This is a genomic window from Pseudobacillus sp. 179-B 2D1 NHS, from assembly GCF_045370945.1.
Taxonomy (GTDB): domain Bacteria; phylum Bacillota; class Bacilli; order Bacillales; family Domibacillaceae; genus Pseudobacillus.
In genome coordinates this window covers 32,235-48,011 of the sequence record NZ_JBIQDP010000009.1, presented here as the reverse complement: position 1 = coordinate 48,011, position 15,777 = coordinate 32,235, and the positions used below count along the sequence as shown (strand labels likewise).

Below are 15,777 nucleotides of genomic sequence, written 5' to 3'. Positions count from 1 at the left end.
AATATTACATTTCAGCATATTTATCTATTACTTGGAAAGGAGTGATCGTTATGCTGTTGCATAAGCGCGGTGACATCCCTTATATTCTTGGGCTAATTTTTTTGATCGCTGGAATTATTTACTTTTTTGCCTCAAACTGGCCTCTGCTGGACCGCCCTGTAAAAATCGGACTGAGCATGCTGATGATTGCTGCCAGTTTTGCGGCCTCACTTATTTATAAAAAAAGCACCACTTTTGCTTATTTAAGCAATTGGTGGCTATTGATCTCATCTATCGCATTTGGTACCAGCATAGCCCTCATCGGGCAGATGTATAATTCCCACGCAGATTCTTATTTGTTGTTTCTTATTTGGCTGATCCCTGTCGTCCTGTTTGCTATTGCAACAAAATACCAGCCTTTTTTCTGGCTGTCCTTCCTGCTGCTGGAGCTGACAATTTGGCTAAAGATATACCCTGTCGGATTATGGATCGATTATTCAGATATGCAGGAGGCTGCCTTATATTTTCTGTTGATGGTCTTTCACCTTGGTCTGTTTTATGTATGGCAAAAAGCACGGCTTGAAAAACTTGGATTTCTCGCCTTAATAGGAGCGCAATATTGTGCTGTTTTTTTACTAATCAAGCATTCTCTCTATGCTATTTTTTCTAATTTCGCTTCTTTTTCTTTTATTTATCTTTGCTTTCATGTAGTGTATCTCGTTCTTATGGTATGGTTTTGGCGCAAGTTCATGAGTGAGCGCAAAAGCCACCCAGTGATTATGGCTGTTCACCTGCTCTTTTTTGGCTTTTATATTATTTATAACGCTTTTCTTATTTACATTATGGTGTTTGGCGAAACAATTTTTTATACGGGCTTCCTTTTGCTAATAGCTGTTTTTGGATTTAGCATATATATTCTACAAAAGCTTTCAAAAATGGCTAAGGAGACCGAGAAAAAATGGAGCTATTACACTTACAAGTTTTTTGTCGGTATTTTATCTTTTTTAGGTACTATCATTGCGATCTCATCTATTAGTTCCTTTGTTGTTTTACTATTTGGCTTTGGAATAGGTTTGAAATACAGCTTTCTCTTTATCGGAGTCATCGCTGTTGTTTTCAGCCTTTTCATCTCTAAAAAAGAATGGGTGGTCGTTCGTCTTACCCTGCAAGTGACCGGCATTGCCTTTTTATTTTTCTTTTCGTACACACATGGAGAAGCATGGTTTTTCTGGCTATTAGCTGTCCTTTTCTCTTTGATGACTGTTTTATTTTTTTCATTGCGTGAGTCGTTGCTCTATTATGTCGCAGCAAATAGTGCTCTGATGAGTGCTATCTTTTTCAGCTTTAACCTTCCCGAAGAGGGAATAAAGCTAACTTTTCTCTTATTGGGGTTATTGAATGCTCTTTTATTTTTAAAACAGCCCGTTCGGCGTCTCGGCCTGCTTGCTTACCTGTTATCTCTTTCTTATTTCTTTATAATGACGGCAGTTGAAGGCCATTCAGTTATTTTATCGGTCTTTCTTCATCTCGTATTTGCCGGATACTTTTACTTTCACCTTGTTTGTCCAAAAAGCACATCCAGGCTCTATCAGTGGGCCACCTGGGCAGCAGTTGCCGCTTTTTTCATTTGGAAATATTATGAACTCGTTTGGAAGCTGCTGCATAAGTCACTTGCCTTTTTCATTGTGAGCGCTCTATTCTTCCTTATCTTCCATTGGTGGGGCAGAAGGCATACAGAAAAAGCAAGAGATGTTCAGAACTGGAGCTGGAAGCCCATCATTGTCATTTTAATCATGCAGCTACTTTTCATTGGATTGACTTCATGGCAAAAAGAGCAATTGTTACAAAACGGAGAACTCGTTGCTCTCGAGCTGGAACCACTTGACCCTCGCTCTTTACTGCAAGGAGATTACGTTCAGCTTAACTATGCTATTCATAGAGCCTATCAAGAAGAACAACAAGATGGAAAGTTTACTAAAGGCAAGCTACATGCTGAACTAAGAAAAACAGCGGAAAATATTTCTTATCATGGCACAGAAGTAGCTATCTATGAACCCGTTCGCTTTACCCGAGCAGATCAGCCGGTTATCGTTAATGAGGAAATGGTCACGATTCAAGGGAAAAGCCATTATGGAAACCTCAATCTCGGCATTGAGCATTTCTTTATTCCTGAAAATACAGGAAGAGACTGGGAAGAGAAAAACATCGCACTTGTACGCGTTTCTAAAAATGGAGATGCCCTTTTAGTAACATTAGTAAAGCATGAAAAATAGACTCACACTCTACTGTCAGCAATAAAAAAGTTTGCTTTTGCCTCTATTACACTGTTAAATCAGAGGATGGAGCAGGAGGATACAGCAAGCTACACAGATGATTGCTGAGGAAGGTAGAAAACCGCATAAAAAGCCAAAAGACCGAGTAACCACTCGGTCTTTTGTAATGTATTTGTAATATTATACGATAAAATGTAACAGCACTTATAACAATTTTCTGATATATTAGCCTCAGATAAACATAATCTAACAAAAAATCTAATTTTAGAAGCGGAAGGGTAACAGGGTGAATCAGATGAAAAAATGGTTAACTGCAATAGTAAGTTCATTGATTTTAAGTGTTAGTTTGTTAATGCCTGTACATTCAGCAGACGCAGCTTATTCTGCAGACTCTGTCATTGCGGAAGCAAAAAGATATATTGGCACGCCATATAAATGGGGCGGCACTACTCCAAAAGGCTTCGATTGCTCAGGATTTATTCAATATACACATAAAAAAGTCGGTGTTTCATTACCAAGAACAGCTGCACAAATGTACCAAAAAGGGACAGCTGTTAAGAAGAGTGAAATGAAACCTGGTGATTTAATCTTCTTTAGTACATATAGTAAAGGCGCTTCCCACGTTGGGATTTATTTGGGAAATAATGAATTTATCCACTCTGCTTCCAAAGGCGTGCGAATTGATAAAGTAAGCAATTCCTATTATCAAAAAAGATACTTAGGTTCAAAACGGATCGCTAACTAAACAACTGTAAAACCGGCCCCCTTAACAAAAGGAGGCCGGTTTTTTATGGCTGCGTTTGTTTTTCTTTCTTTACTTTTCTGGCTTCAATCATATGAATATGATGACCGTCCACATCACGGATAATAAACTGATATCCTTCCTGCTCTAATGTATCTCCAAGAGCTACATCAATTTTCTGTGTCAAAAACCAGCCGCCCAAGGTATCGACATCATCTTCTGACAAATGAATGCCTAAAAGGTCGTTCACTTCTGTGATCAACACCCTCGCACTTAACATAAATTGGCCATTTGCAATCTTCTGTATTTCTGGTTTTTCGTCGGAATCAAACTCATCACGAATTTCACCAACGATCTCTTCTAAAATATCTTCTACTGTTACAAGGCCTGACGTACCGCCATACTCGTCCAATAAAACAGCCATATGGATCCTCTCTTTTTGCATCTTTAGCAATAAATCATGAATAGGTATAGTTTCAATTACGCTAATGACTGGCTTGACAAACCACTCCAGTGGCTGTTCATCGTAATTATCTTTGTTTAAGAAATAAGAAAAAATCTCTTTAATATTCACCATGCCAATAATGTTGTCTTTATCCCCATCATCTACTGGATAGCGGGTATATTTTTCACTTTTTAATATGGCTGTAATTTCAGCCCACGTTGAATCTTTATTTAAAGTTACCATTTCCGTGCGCGGCACCATGATCTCTTTAGCGATTCTTTCATCAAATTCGAAAATATTATCGACGTATTTATATTCGGATTGATTAATTTCACCACTCTTATAGCTTTCCGACAAAATAATGCGCAGCTCTTCCTCTGAATGGGCCACTTCATGTTCAGATGCTGGCTCCAAGCCAAACAGGCCGGTGAAAGAGCGAGCGGAAGTGTTCAATATCCAAATAAATGGATACATTACTCGATAAAACAATACGAGTGCAGGTGAAAAAGCTAAAGTTAACCACTCTGCTTTTTGAATGGCTAAAGTCTTTGGCGCTAATTCCCCTATAACAACATGGAGGAAAGTAATAAAAGCAAACGCAATAACAAACGATAGCACTCCGGCTACAGATGGAGCTAAGTCAATTTTTTCAAACAGCGGATGCAGCAGACGTTCGACAGTCGGCTCACCAAGCCACCCTAATCCAAGTGAAGTGATTGTGATACCAAGCTGACAAGCTGATAAGTATTCATCCATGTTCGTAACAACCTTTTTAGCAACAGCTGCCTTTTTATTTCCTTCAGCAATCAGCTGATTGATTCGGGACATTCTGACCTTCACAATAGCAAATTCAGAAGACACGAAAAAACCGGAAAATCCAATTAGTACTGCAATAAGCAAGAAATTCACAATAATCAAAGACGGCAAGGAAAGTGAAGAATGACAGGCAGCGGGCAGGTCTCATTCCCTTCTTTACTTTCCTCTGTCACCTCCCGTACAAGTTTATAACTACCTTTACCCAATTAAAAATCATCCATAACAAAAAGATGAAAGTTTGCAGAGGATTAGCTTTTTCCATTTTCTTTATTCTTTTACTATTTCCACTAACCTATGCGTAAGAAACAAAGTTCCTTTACTCATTGTAATAAAAGCAAGGGGCAGTTTCCATTTTAAAGCCCCCATAGTAAAATAAATGTAAGCAATTTATTTTACTATGAGAGGGTTTTAACATGAGTATTTTGACAGTTGAACACTTAAGCCACGGCTTTGGAGACCGGGCTATTTTTGATAATGTATCCTTTCGCCTTCTTAAAGGCGAGCATATTGGACTCATCGGTGCAAACGGAGAAGGAAAATCGACATTCATGAATATTATCACCGGCCAGCTCCAGCCGGACGAAGGCAAAATATCCTGGGCTAAAAATGTTCGGGTTGGTTATTTGGATCAGCATGCTGTGCTAAAACAGGGAATGACGATTCGTGATGTCTTAAAAACCGCCTTTCAATATTTATTCGACTTAGAAACAGAGATGAATGACTTATTCGCCAAGATGGGAGAAGTCTCCCCTGAAGAGTTAGAGAAACTCCTGGAGGAAACAGGCACCATCCAGGATTTGTTAACGAACAATGACTTTTACGTGATCGATGCTAAAGTTGAAGAAATTGCCCGCGGACTCGGGCTCGATGAAATCGGGCTCGATCGTGATGTCCATGACTTAAGTGGCGGACAGCGGACGAAGATATTGCTTGCTAAATTGCTTCTTGAAAAACCGGATATTCTTCTTCTCGATGAGCCGACAAACTATTTAGACGAACAGCATATTGAATGGCTGAAGCGCTATTTACAAGAATATGAAAATGCATTCATTCTTATCTCCCATGACATTCCTTTTTTAAATAGTGTCATTAATCTGATCTATCATATGGAAAATCAGGAGTTAAATCGCTATGCTGGCTCTTATGACGATTTCATAAAGGTATATGAAATGAAAAAACAGCAATTAGAAGCTGCTTACAAAAAGCAACAGCAAGAAATTGCTGACCTTAAAGACTTTGTTGCCCGTAATAAGGCAAGGGTGTCTACAAGGAACATGGCGATGTCCAGGCAAAAAAAGCTCGATAAAATGGACGTAATTGAACTTGCTCAAGAGCGCCCCAAACCCGAATTTCACTTTAAAGAAGGCCGAACATCCGGGAAAATGATCTTTGAAACAGATAGCTTGGTCATTGGCTATAACGAACCGTTGTCCAAACCATTAAATTTACGCATGGAACGAGGACAAAAAATTGCCTTAACTGGTGCAAATGGCATTGGAAAAACAACTCTTCTCCGCAGTATACTCGGTGAAATACAACCATTGTCAGGAAAAGTCGAACGAGGTGAATCCCTGCAAATTGGCTATTTTGAACAGGAGATTAAATCGGACAATAACCGCACGTGTATTGAAGAGATATGGAGTGAGTTTCCATCTTTTACCCAATATGAGGTTCGTGCTTCCTTAGCCAAATGCGGCCTTACAACCAAGCACATTGAAAGCAAAGTGAGTGTCTTGAGCGGTGGAGAGAAAGCAAAAGTGCGGTTATGTAAATTGGTCAACAAAGAAACAAATCTGCTCGTACTCGATGAGCCGACCAACCATCTTGATGTAGACGCTAAAGCTGAACTGTTGAGGGCTCTGCAAGCATACAAAGGCAGTATCCTGCTTATCTCACATGAACCTGAATTTTATCAGCAAGTGGCGACAGAAGTATGGAACTGCGAAACGTGGACAACAAAAGTTTTTTAAGGACAATTATTTATACAAAAAGATGCATGTCTAAACACTCATTTTAGCTAATACAACAAAAATCGACAGTATTTGCTACGAGCTTTCGATAAAATAGGGATGGTTAAACCATAAAAGAGAATGATTAAACCATGTAATATAGGAGCGTGCCAAGATGGCGAAACGAATAGCTTTATCATGGAGTGGAGGCAAAGATAGCTGCATGTCCTTGGAAAAATTAGTGACTGGCGGACATGAAGTCTTCTCTCTGCTCACAACAGTTCCTCAAGAATTAGAACGAACATTTGCCCATGGGGAAAAAATAGAAATGATCGAAAGGCAAAGTCATTCTTTATCTATTCCTGTGCATTTCGTTCGTTGTTCATTCAATGATTATACAGAAACTTTTATTGAAGATCTGATCAAGTTGAAAGATCGTTATAAGCTGGATAGCGTAGCATTTGGAGATATTTATTTAGATGGGCACCGGGAATGGGGAGAGAATGTCGCTGCAGCGGCCGGATTAGAAGCGCTCTTTCCTCTTTGGTGTCGCCCGCAAGACAGCCTCAACCTTCTAGCCTCCTTTGTTCAATCAGGTTACAAGGCAACGGTCATCCGCATACGTGAGGATGCCCTTGATGAATCTTGGCTGGGTAAAAAACTCGATCATACCTTTTTAGAAGAAATTCAAAGGCAGGCCGTTTGCCCACTTGGCGAAAATGGAGAGTACCATACGTTTGTTGGTGACGGCCCCCTCTTTCAACATCCTGTTCTGTTCACTCACGGACAAGTCTTTTCACAGGATGGGAGCAAGCGTTTAGACATCCATCCGCTCGTTTGATGAATCAATAGACAAAGGGGGTTCGTTCATGCCCAAACGTATACAGCAGACAGAAAAGAAAGCGTTTCTTTATATCGTGTTTTCCTTTGCTGTATTCCTTTCATTGATTAGTTTTGCCGGCTTCTTTTCTTCCATGTACGAACCCTTAAGAAGTAATTTTAAATTGATTCATTTAGTATTGGAGTTTGTGAGCATTGCTGTCTCAGCCATCATCGTAAGCAATGGATGGGTAGCATTCACTCATACTTTATCAATGAACCGCCTGCTATTTTCGAGTGCCTTTGTGACTGTTGCTTTCTTTGACTTGATGCACATCTTAACATTTGACGGGACAGCCTCTTTTATAAAAGACCATTCCGTCTCTTTGACGCTATGGTTTTGGGCAATGGGCCGGCTTGTTGAGTCGGCCGCCCTTACCTTTATTACATTCTCTTCTAGCAAAGGAACCGCATCGCGCTCCATGCGCTGGTTAACTTATAGCTGTTCTCTTCTGCTAGCGATATTGACTTCTATCATTGTTACTTTATATTCCGATAGCTGGCCAGACCTTTTGCAATACAGCCGGCCGACATTGTTTAAAAAGGCAACAGAATATTTGTTTATCATCATTCACTTGTTGATTCTAATGAAGTCCATCACCACTTATAAGAAGGAAAGAAAGATCGAAGTCCTGCTAATTATTCTTTCTTCTTACTCCCTTATTTTTTCTTCGTGGCTAATGACCTTCTATCACTCTCCGGGTGACTACCTTAGCTTTGTTGGACATCTATTCAAAGTGTTAGGGTATCTTTTTCTCGTTAATATTATCTTTAAAATTAACATTGAGCACCCATTTAGGCAGGTGGAAGAATTCAGCAAGAGAAACCAACTTCTACTCGATAGTGTGGGGGAGGGAATCTACGGACTTGATAGCGAAGGGCAAACCATTTTCATTAACAAATCTGCCCTTCACATGCTTAAATATACGGAGCAAGAAGTGATGGGCAGAAAGCTTCATTATCTCATTCATTATAAAAAAGAAAACGGATTTCCTTACTCCCCGAGAGAATGTCCCATACGGCAGACCCGTTTAGATGGCCAAAGTCGCAGACAGGAATCTTTTTTTTGGCGCAAGGACGGAACCGGTTTTCCAGTTTATTTAGACACCCGTGCCCTGCTTGATGAGGATGAAATTATCGGGACTGTTACTACATTTACAGACTTAACTGAAGCCCGAAAGCTTCAAAAGCTGGAATTGGAAAAACAGGCTGTGGATGTCGAACTGGAATTGGCTGCCACAGTGCAGCAGTCCCTCCTGCCAAAATTCAATCACATTCCTGCCGGAGTAGATCTTGGCGGGATCAGTGTTCCTTACCGGAAATTAAGCGGGGATTTCTATAAAGCGGTATTTCAGGAAAGTCACCTTGTATTCGGAGTAGCAGACATATGTGGAAAAGGCGTGCCTGCCGCTATTGAAATGGCAATGATGACTTATTCCATGGAACAGTTTAACCATCTAAGAGAAGAACCACATCATGTGATGAAGAGCTTAAACCGTTTTGCCGTTAAATACATGAGTGATTCTTCATTTGTCACCATGTTTTTTGGTAATTACGATATTTGTACATCTATTCTTTCATATAGCAATGCCGGGCATGAACCTGCCCTATTATTCAGAGAAGATACGAAAGAATTTCTCGAATTGACGACTAATAACCCGATTCTCGGTGTAATGGAAAATGCTCCTTATGAAACGAAACACATTCAGATGAAGTCAGGGGATCTCCTTCTCCTTTACACAGATGGTTTAACGGAGAATCGTTCTTCCACTTCTCCCGATGATAGCAACGAATTGCAGCGACTGTTGTTGCATATGGATCGTTCCCTTTCAGCGCAAGAGCTTTCGCTAAAGCTCTTCCAAGCGTTAAACAAAGGAGAGCGTCCTATCACCGACGATCAGACGTTATTAATATTTAAAAAGCTCTAAAGGCCAACAAAACCTAGTTAACCTAAACCTCAAGCTGATTGAAAACGCTTGTCTTTCAATGTGTAAATCTTAACAGAAAGCTGTCCACCAAATGGACAGCAAAGAAAGCGAGCGTTGGATAACAGCTTAGAGCTGGCCTCTATCTGCCATCCCTTCTGCTTTTATTCACCTGCTTTTCTTCCGCATCAACAGGCTTCCCTTTAAAAAACTCTTTCTTCACAAGCTGAATGCCTAATTCTTTAGCCATCCTTTTCAAGTCGCGCTCTTCCCTTTCAGTCACAAGCGTGATAACGGTACCCACTTGTCCTGAACGTCCAGTGCGACCCGCTCTATGTGTATATTGAATAGTGTCCTTTGGCAAATCAAATTGCAATACGTGGCTTAACCCTTTAATGTCTAAGCCCCGAGCGGCTACATCCGTTGCAAACAGCAGAGTCAGTTTTCCTTCACGAAATCTTTTTAGCGCGTTAGCTCGTTCTTGCTTGCCTAATTCGCTATGAAGAATGCCATTAGCGAACCCTTTATAAGCTAGCTTTTCCGAAAACACATTCACCTCACCGATATCCTTTATAAAAGCAAGCACCCGTTCCGGCTCAAAACCGCGAATAATCCGCTCGACCATCACATTCTTCTCCCGCCGATCGCACACAAAATAAAAATGGTCTACCTGAGATTCCGGCAACTCTTCCTTTCCAACCGTTAACATGATTGGTTCTTTCATCCATCCTCTTGCAATTGCAGCTGTTTTTTCGGGCATAGTAGCTGAAAACAAAGCAAGCTGCCGTTCCTTCATTGTTGACTTAATAATCGCTTCCAAACCTTTCATATGTTCTGGGACAAGCAACTGATCCCCTTCATCAAGAACGAGCAGCCTCACTTCATGCATTTTTAATTTTTTCATTTGGATCAGCTCATGAATCCGCCCCGGCGTGCCGGCAACAACTTGCGGCTGTTTTTTTAGTTTTTCTAGCTGGCGTTTTATGTTCGCTCCTCCAATAAAAGCAGCGCTTGTTATGCCTCCTCCCCACTGGCGGATTTCATCAGAAATTTGCATAACAAGCTCTCTAGAGGAAGCAAGAACAACAGCTTGTACAGCTTTTTTACCGGGGTCTACTTGTTCAAGTAAGGGCAGCAAGTAAGCTAACGTCTTTCCTGTTCCTGTCGGCGATTCAGCGATTAGATCTCGTCCTTCAAGAAGGGCAGGCACTGCTTTTTCTTGAATTGGCGTGGGCGACTGAAAACCCGCTTTCTCCCAAGCTTCTTGTAAAAATGGCTTCATTGTATTTAAAACAGAAAATGTTGTTGTCATATAAACTCCCTCTTCTTTACCGTCCTGCCGGTGTTATTGTTCTTTCATTATGAAAAACTTTTCTCGTTTGTGCAATCCCCGTTCAAAATGTTTTAAACCTAAAAAAAAGTGGAATAAATGTTTAGGCAGTTTTTTAGATTATCAGCTAAAGGAGAGAACCAATGAATAACAAACGAATATTTACAATCAACTACGGCCGCTTTCTTAGAAAAATGACTGCAGCCTCCCTCCTTCTTGCTTCTATTCTCTCTCCTTTGACTGTCGCAGCCGCTGAAAAAGGAACGATGATGATTGTCTCCTTTGATGGGATGCGACAAGATTTTGCAGAGAAATATATAGAAGACGGCAGCATGCCTCATTTAAAAAAACTTAGAAAAGAAGGCTCCTATGCTGAGGACGTTATAACTATTTTTCCGTCTTTGACAGCTGCTTCCCATGCCTCTATTGCTACCGGTGCCAAGCCAGAAAAAACAGGCTTCGTCAGCAATTCATTTCATTATCCCGGCCATAAGCTGACTAATGAACAGGACGCTTTCAGCGCCACCATTAAGGTACCTCCTCTATGGGAAGAAGCAAGAAAGCACGGAAAAGTTACCGCGGCTGTCGGTTTTCCTGGTTCTAATCCAGCGCAAAAAAATGAAGCCGACTATTCTATCTATTACGGCAATGTGCTTGCTGAAAGTGATTATGTTACTCTTCACTTTAAACCCTGGAAACATTTAAAAAATAGGCCTAAAAGCTTCTCCGCTCCTCAAGAAGCGCGCATCAATATTAAGTTAAAGGGGAAGAAAGACGTCCTTTTACATATTTTAGCCATCGATTCTTCAGATAATAACAAAAAAGATTACGATCGCTTCTATTTATCTGACAGTCTTTCTTTTGATAGAAATGCTATTTCTGCTGCTCCGAATAAATGGGGACGGATGCCTCTGCAAATTAAAGAGACAGATACAGCTGGCTTCTTATTCAAGATAAAAAACAGCGGAACCACATTGGACTCCGTTAAGCTTTACCGGACAGCAGTGACTACCGGGTTAATTAAAGGGCCTGACGGATTTAAAGAGGAAATTATAAAGCGATTCGGTTTCTTCCCTGATCAAGACGACCTCCCTTCCTATAAAAAAGGATGGATTTCTCGAAATGAATATGAAGAAATCAATGAAAACTTTTCGAATTGGATGCTGGAAACCTCTTTATTTATCAAAAAAGAGTACAAGCCTGATTTATTAATGTTTTACGAACCTCATATCGACTTGGAAGAACATGCATTCTTATTAACTGACCCCCAGCAGCCTGGCTATAACAAAAGAAGAGTAAACAAATACGAATCTTATATACAGCGAACATATAAACAGGCAGACCGGGTTATTGGAAAAACGATGGATTCCATGACGAATCAGGATCGTTTATTTATCGTCTCGGATCACGGAATGGAGCCTATCCATTCACGGTTATCACCTAATTATGAGTTGAAACAAGCCGGGCTTTTACAATTTGATGAAAAAGGAAGAATCGATCTTACGAGATCAAAAGCCTACGCTGTCGCCAGCGGAACGATCGCTCATGTGTATATTAATTTAAAGGGAAGAGAAAAAGGCGGAATTGTCGATCCAAGCGAATATAAACAAGTTCAGGATGAAATTGTTCAAGCCTTTAAAACCATTAAGGACAAAAGGAAACTCGCCTCACGAAAAGAATTACTCAAGCTTCATTTTAAAGAGTGGCGTGACAGTGATCATGAGTGGACAGAAACAAAGGATACGGTTGTTAGCTTCTTTGACATTCTGCGGGATAAAAAAGAAAATCCCTATGAAAAAATCGATAAATTAGATCGAAAAGAGGGGGATAGCTCTGATCATCCAAATGCCGGAGATGTGATGTTAACCGCTGCTTCAGGTTATTTGATGGGCAAAGACGCTAAAAAAGCCATGGAGCCGACTGAGGAACTTGGCAGCCACGGGGGAGATCCAAAAAGACCAGAGCTTGCCCCTGTCTTCTATGCCTATGGCAAGGACATCTCTCATGACAAAATAAAAAAGCACATATCTACCATTGATATTGCTCCCACGGTTTATCAACTAATGGGGCTTCCAATCCCTTCTTTTGTAGATGGCAAACCAATCAAACAATTAACAAAAGGACAGGCCGATTAATCGGCCTGTCCTTTTGTTAATTAATTATAGCCCTCTGTTATCCAAACGACTATCTGAATTCATGTCGTGAAGATCATGATCTCCTCTGATAACCGTTCTGTCTGTGGCTGTTCCAAGATCATGGGTGCCTGTGTTAGCTATGCCAGCATCACGATCTACCAGTACGAGCATTTTTCCTTGTTTGACATATTCATTGTAGCGATCGGCATCCTCTTCAGGAATGCCGAGGCCGATCAATGCGCCCGTTAAACCGCCAGCTCCGGCTCCGGCCGCTGCACCAGTCAAACCAGCTACAATCGGACCGGCTGCCACGATTGGACCAATACCAGGTATAGCCAGCGCTCCAGCTCCGGCTGCTACGCCGGCCAATCCACCAAGAATGCCTCCTGTAGCTGCTCCTGTAGCTGCTCCCTCTTCTGCTTTCGTATCCGTGGTTTCTTCCACATATTCGACATCATCGCGTTCTTTACTGATGACGGAAATTTCTTCTGAATTATAGCCTTGGCGTTTCAAATCTTCAATAGCTTCAATAGCTTCAGTGTGATCATCATAAACACCAACAATTCGCTTTTCATTGTTATGGTTTAACATATAACATTCACTCCTTTGTTTTTTTTCCTTGTTCACCTCCTGTTTTCCCCGTTCACTAAAACCTAAACAAATTATTTAAATGTTTAATCCCTCTTTAACAACGGGTAATAATGTATTAAATTACACTGGAGGTGGCCTGATGGCTGAAGAAAACAAAAAAGAATTTAGCAAAAGCAAGATGGATAATCCCGATCAAATGAAAACCGACAAGGAAAGCATATATGATAAATTTAAAAATGAACAAACTGTAGATTCTATTCCTTTAGAGGATTTAAGAATGGAACAAGAAGAAGAAAAGAATAAACACGATACAAAAGATAATTCATCAAGCGAAGAAAAATTCCCTGGATAAATCCGCCGGCTTTCCGGCGGATTTTCCTTTTTCCTAGGGGAAGAGCTACTAAAATATGGGCAAGAAAAAGAATTTCCTCCTATGAGCAACTCAAGCGTTCTGCTTACTTTAACAGCAATTATGCTCATTTCGAGAATCAATGGGTCGGTTATTAAAATATGCGTTGAATACTTTTTCCTGCACGGCAATGAATGGCTCTATACCGCAAGATTAACAGCGGCAAACGGAGGCTTAATTCTGAAATAACGAAGACCTTTTACCAGCGTGCTTTTAGACTTTTGTCCAGTCAGAGAATCGATTTTCGCAGGCGTATCAAGATAGAAGGACTCTGCCTTCTACCTTGATACAAATGCATTGCCTGTCACCCAGAATCGCCACGGGTATTCTTTCGCCTCTCCCGAATTATCAATACCAATGCGCGGTCCCGTTGAAATTTCTTTAGGTGTAAATCCTTTTCCAATGTAGAGAGGTGGTTCGTCAAAGCGGCGGCCGTAATCTTCCATTGTAATGTTTAATGCTTTGGTTAATTTTCCCGGCCCGCTTGTCAGGTTTTTCAGAGAGGTTCCTCCCCTTCTCTCGATCATTAAATCAATCCCCTCGTAAGGTTCCACTGCTCGGATTAGTACCGCTTCTGGTATGTCTTTTTCTGCAGATACAACATTCACAAGACAATGAGTGTGCATTACGTACGTATAGACATGACCAGCCTCATGAAACATAATTTCTGTTCGTTTCGTCCGCCGGTTATTGAAGCTGTGTGCCGCCCGGTCCATCGGTCCTTTATAGGCCTCTGTTTCTACAATGAACCCAGCTGCTGTTCCTTCCTGCGTCTCTTTCACTAACAAACAGCCCAAAAGCGCCTCGGCTAGTTGCAATGTCGGCTGCTGAAAGAACGATTTATCGAACGGCGTAAACTCTGCTCTTTGCTCCATGCTAACTCTCCCTTTTCTGTTTATTTATTCAGCTTTTCCCTCACTTTATAGCAAAAAAACAACTCTTTAGACTGTCGCCTATAAATACTCCGAGCATATTAAACCTAACCTTTCCTCCGTTCTTTCTTGTTTTCTCTTTTAAATAGGTTCTGCTTTTTATTTAAAAATAAACGAACACGGCCATAAAATAAATAATTCAAACGTTTTCCCGATATTTTTTCGTTAGATCGTTTACAATAAAGGGTAGAGTCTATAATACATAATGAGTTCATAAGGAGGGACATATATGGCGATTATCGGGTGGATTAGCCTGGCTATCGTTATCGGAGCATTGATTTACCTAGGTATTTCCGGATTCAGCACTTATAAATCAATGAAACCGAAGATCGATCATTTGGAGGCGGTATCGGAGCGGCTAAAAGTAAAACAAGAGACCATTCAGTCAGAAACAGAAAAGCTGAAAGCCACACAAGAACATATCAAACAAGATATCGAAGAAAAAAAGGAAGCGGTGTTATTCACAGTAGATGAAGCAAAAAAAACACCGGAATCCCTTAAGCAACTTGGAAGAGCGTTAAATATTATGAACGAAAACGTAAAGTTGAAGCTGCCGATTCCTAAGCGAAAAAAACAGGCAGAAACTATTTAATGACCATATAAAAAAACCAATCTGACTAGAGTCAGATTGGTTTTTATTTATTCGTAACTCACAACGCTTCGACTGAAAAAGCTTTTTCATGAGATGAACCGCCGCGGTTATATTCTACATCGTCGTCTATGGTAAACCTAAACGACCTAAGCCCTGCCTTCTCTTAAGTCCTTGCGGCTCCGAGGCCGCGCCAGTTTGAATAAGTGTTACTTCTAAAACATAGCAGAACGCCAATATTATTTATATAAAACGTCATAAGTTACTTTATCACTGAATCACAAATGATAACATCTTTTTCAACTTATGTCAACTGCTTTATCAATAAAAAGGCAGCCTGCTTAGAATCTAGACAGACTGCCCCACTTCTCACGTATGCTCCGGATCTTTCAGTCGCGTTTCTAATACTTTCTCCTGCATGTAATTATGGAAGAACCACTCACCGATTCCTAAAAAGAATGCAACGGCAAGAGCATTCACAAATGCACCAGCACTGTTATCCATTGCATTGCCCATTATCCATAAAAGTACAGCGGCAAGAACAATATCGCTAAAAACAGCTATTGAGTTTCCCGCCGCCGGTAAGATCATTAGATCCCCAAGGATATACGAGACGACCGTTAATACTAATCCCATAATAAGTATATCTGTTATCGGAGTATCCATGATAACTCCCAGAGCAATGTATAGGATAGCTGTTAAAGCAACAAACTTCATAAGCAGCGCAGTTAAATGCTTAGTCATTTTCCCGCCTCCTTTCTCGGTTGGATTACCGGTTACAAT

General features: G+C 40.6%; 13 protein-coding genes. 8 read left to right on the top strand and 5 right to left on the bottom strand.

The genetic code is table 11. The features are described 5' to 3' along the window. Window positions 1–50 precede the first annotated feature (50 nt). Together ACH0BF_RS10930 and ACH0BF_RS10925 are read left to right on the top strand one after the other, a co-directional pair. Window positions 51–2,252, top strand: a complete 2,202-nt coding sequence (locus ACH0BF_RS10930; protein ID WP_406909381.1) for a GDYXXLXY domain-containing protein — start codon at window positions 51–53, stop codon at window positions 2,250–2,252. A gap of 295 nt (window positions 2,253–2,547) precedes the next feature. After that, the gene (locus tag ACH0BF_RS10925) at window positions 2,548–2,997 is read left to right on the top strand and encodes a C40 family peptidase (protein ID WP_120036295.1); all 450 of its coding nucleotides are present in this window, start codon (window positions 2,548–2,550) and stop codon (window positions 2,995–2,997) included. A 43-nt stretch (window positions 2,998–3,040) separates the two neighbouring features. On the opposite strand, the gene ACH0BF_RS10920 is transcribed toward ACH0BF_RS10925, so the two are convergent. After that, a complete protein-coding gene (locus ACH0BF_RS10920; RefSeq protein WP_120038118.1) occupies window positions 3,041–4,357 on the bottom strand; it encodes a hemolysin family protein in 1,317 nt (438 codons plus the stop codon). Between the two features lie 311 nt (window positions 4,358–4,668). On the opposite strand from ACH0BF_RS10920, the gene ACH0BF_RS10915 reads away from it, so the two are divergent. The 3 genes from ACH0BF_RS10915 to ACH0BF_RS10905 all read left to right on the top strand — a co-directional run bounded on the left by ACH0BF_RS10915 (window position 4,669) and on the right by ACH0BF_RS10905 (window position 9,011). Next, window positions 4,669–6,225: an ABC-F family ATP-binding cassette domain-containing protein gene (locus tag ACH0BF_RS10915; RefSeq protein WP_340856261.1), complete on the top strand. Its 1,557-nt coding sequence runs from the start codon at window positions 4,669–4,671 to the stop codon at window positions 6,223–6,225. A 154-nt stretch (window positions 6,226–6,379) separates the two neighbouring features. Next, on the top strand, window positions 6,380–7,045 hold the full coding sequence (locus ACH0BF_RS10910; protein WP_340856263.1) for a Dph6-related ATP pyrophosphatase: 666 nt from the start codon (window positions 6,380–6,382) through the stop codon (window positions 7,043–7,045). A 28-nt stretch (window positions 7,046–7,073) separates the two neighbouring features. Continuing rightward, window positions 7,074–9,011, top strand: coding sequence for a SpoIIE family protein phosphatase (locus ACH0BF_RS10905; protein WP_340856265.1), 1,938 nt, complete (start codon window positions 7,074–7,076; stop codon window positions 9,009–9,011). Between the two features lie 139 nt (window positions 9,012–9,150). Here ACH0BF_RS10905 and ACH0BF_RS10900 read toward each other — a convergent pair whose 3' ends face one another. Continuing rightward, window positions 9,151–10,320, bottom strand: coding sequence for a DEAD/DEAH box helicase (locus ACH0BF_RS10900; RefSeq protein ID WP_340856266.1), 1,170 nt, complete (start codon window positions 10,318–10,320; stop codon window positions 9,151–9,153). Window positions 10,321–10,481: 161 nt separating this feature from the next. On the opposite strand from ACH0BF_RS10900, the gene ACH0BF_RS10895 reads away from it, so the two are divergent. Next, the gene (locus ACH0BF_RS10895) at window positions 10,482–12,473 is read left to right on the top strand and encodes an alkaline phosphatase family protein (RefSeq protein ID WP_340856268.1); all 1,992 of its coding nucleotides are present in this window, start codon (window positions 10,482–10,484) and stop codon (window positions 12,471–12,473) included. A gap of 24 nt (window positions 12,474–12,497) precedes the next feature. Here the strand turns inward: ACH0BF_RS10895 and ACH0BF_RS10890 are convergent, their stop codons facing one another. After that, complete coding sequence (locus ACH0BF_RS10890) at window positions 12,498–13,064, bottom strand: general stress protein (RefSeq protein ID WP_120036287.1); 567 nt, start codon at window positions 13,062–13,064, stop codon at window positions 12,498–12,500. 139 nt (window positions 13,065–13,203) lie between these two features. On the opposite strand from ACH0BF_RS10890, the gene ACH0BF_RS10885 reads away from it, so the two are divergent. Beyond that, the gene (locus ACH0BF_RS10885; protein ID WP_340856269.1) at window positions 13,204–13,416 is read left to right on the top strand and encodes a hypothetical protein; all 213 of its coding nucleotides are present in this window, start codon (window positions 13,204–13,206) and stop codon (window positions 13,414–13,416) included. A 335-nt stretch (window positions 13,417–13,751) separates the two neighbouring features. Here ACH0BF_RS10885 and ACH0BF_RS10880 read toward each other — a convergent pair whose 3' ends face one another. Beyond that, window positions 13,752–14,348 carry a DNA-3-methyladenine glycosylase gene (locus ACH0BF_RS10880; protein ID WP_340856270.1) on the bottom strand — a complete coding sequence of 199 codons (597 nt, stop codon included), beginning with the start codon at window positions 14,346–14,348 and terminating at the stop codon, window positions 13,752–13,754. 286 nt (window positions 14,349–14,634) lie between these two features. Between ACH0BF_RS10880 and ACH0BF_RS10875 the strand changes: the two genes are divergently transcribed. Next, complete coding sequence (locus ACH0BF_RS10875; protein ID WP_340856271.1) at window positions 14,635–14,997, top strand: DUF948 domain-containing protein; 363 nt, start codon at window positions 14,635–14,637, stop codon at window positions 14,995–14,997. 366 nt (window positions 14,998–15,363) lie between these two features. Here the strand turns inward: ACH0BF_RS10875 and ACH0BF_RS10870 are convergent, their stop codons facing one another. Then, window positions 15,364–15,738 (bottom strand): DUF2512 family protein, encoded by a 375-nt coding sequence (locus tag ACH0BF_RS10870; RefSeq protein WP_120036283.1) that lies wholly within the window; start codon window positions 15,736–15,738, stop codon window positions 15,364–15,366. Window positions 15,739–15,777 lie beyond the last annotated feature (39 nt).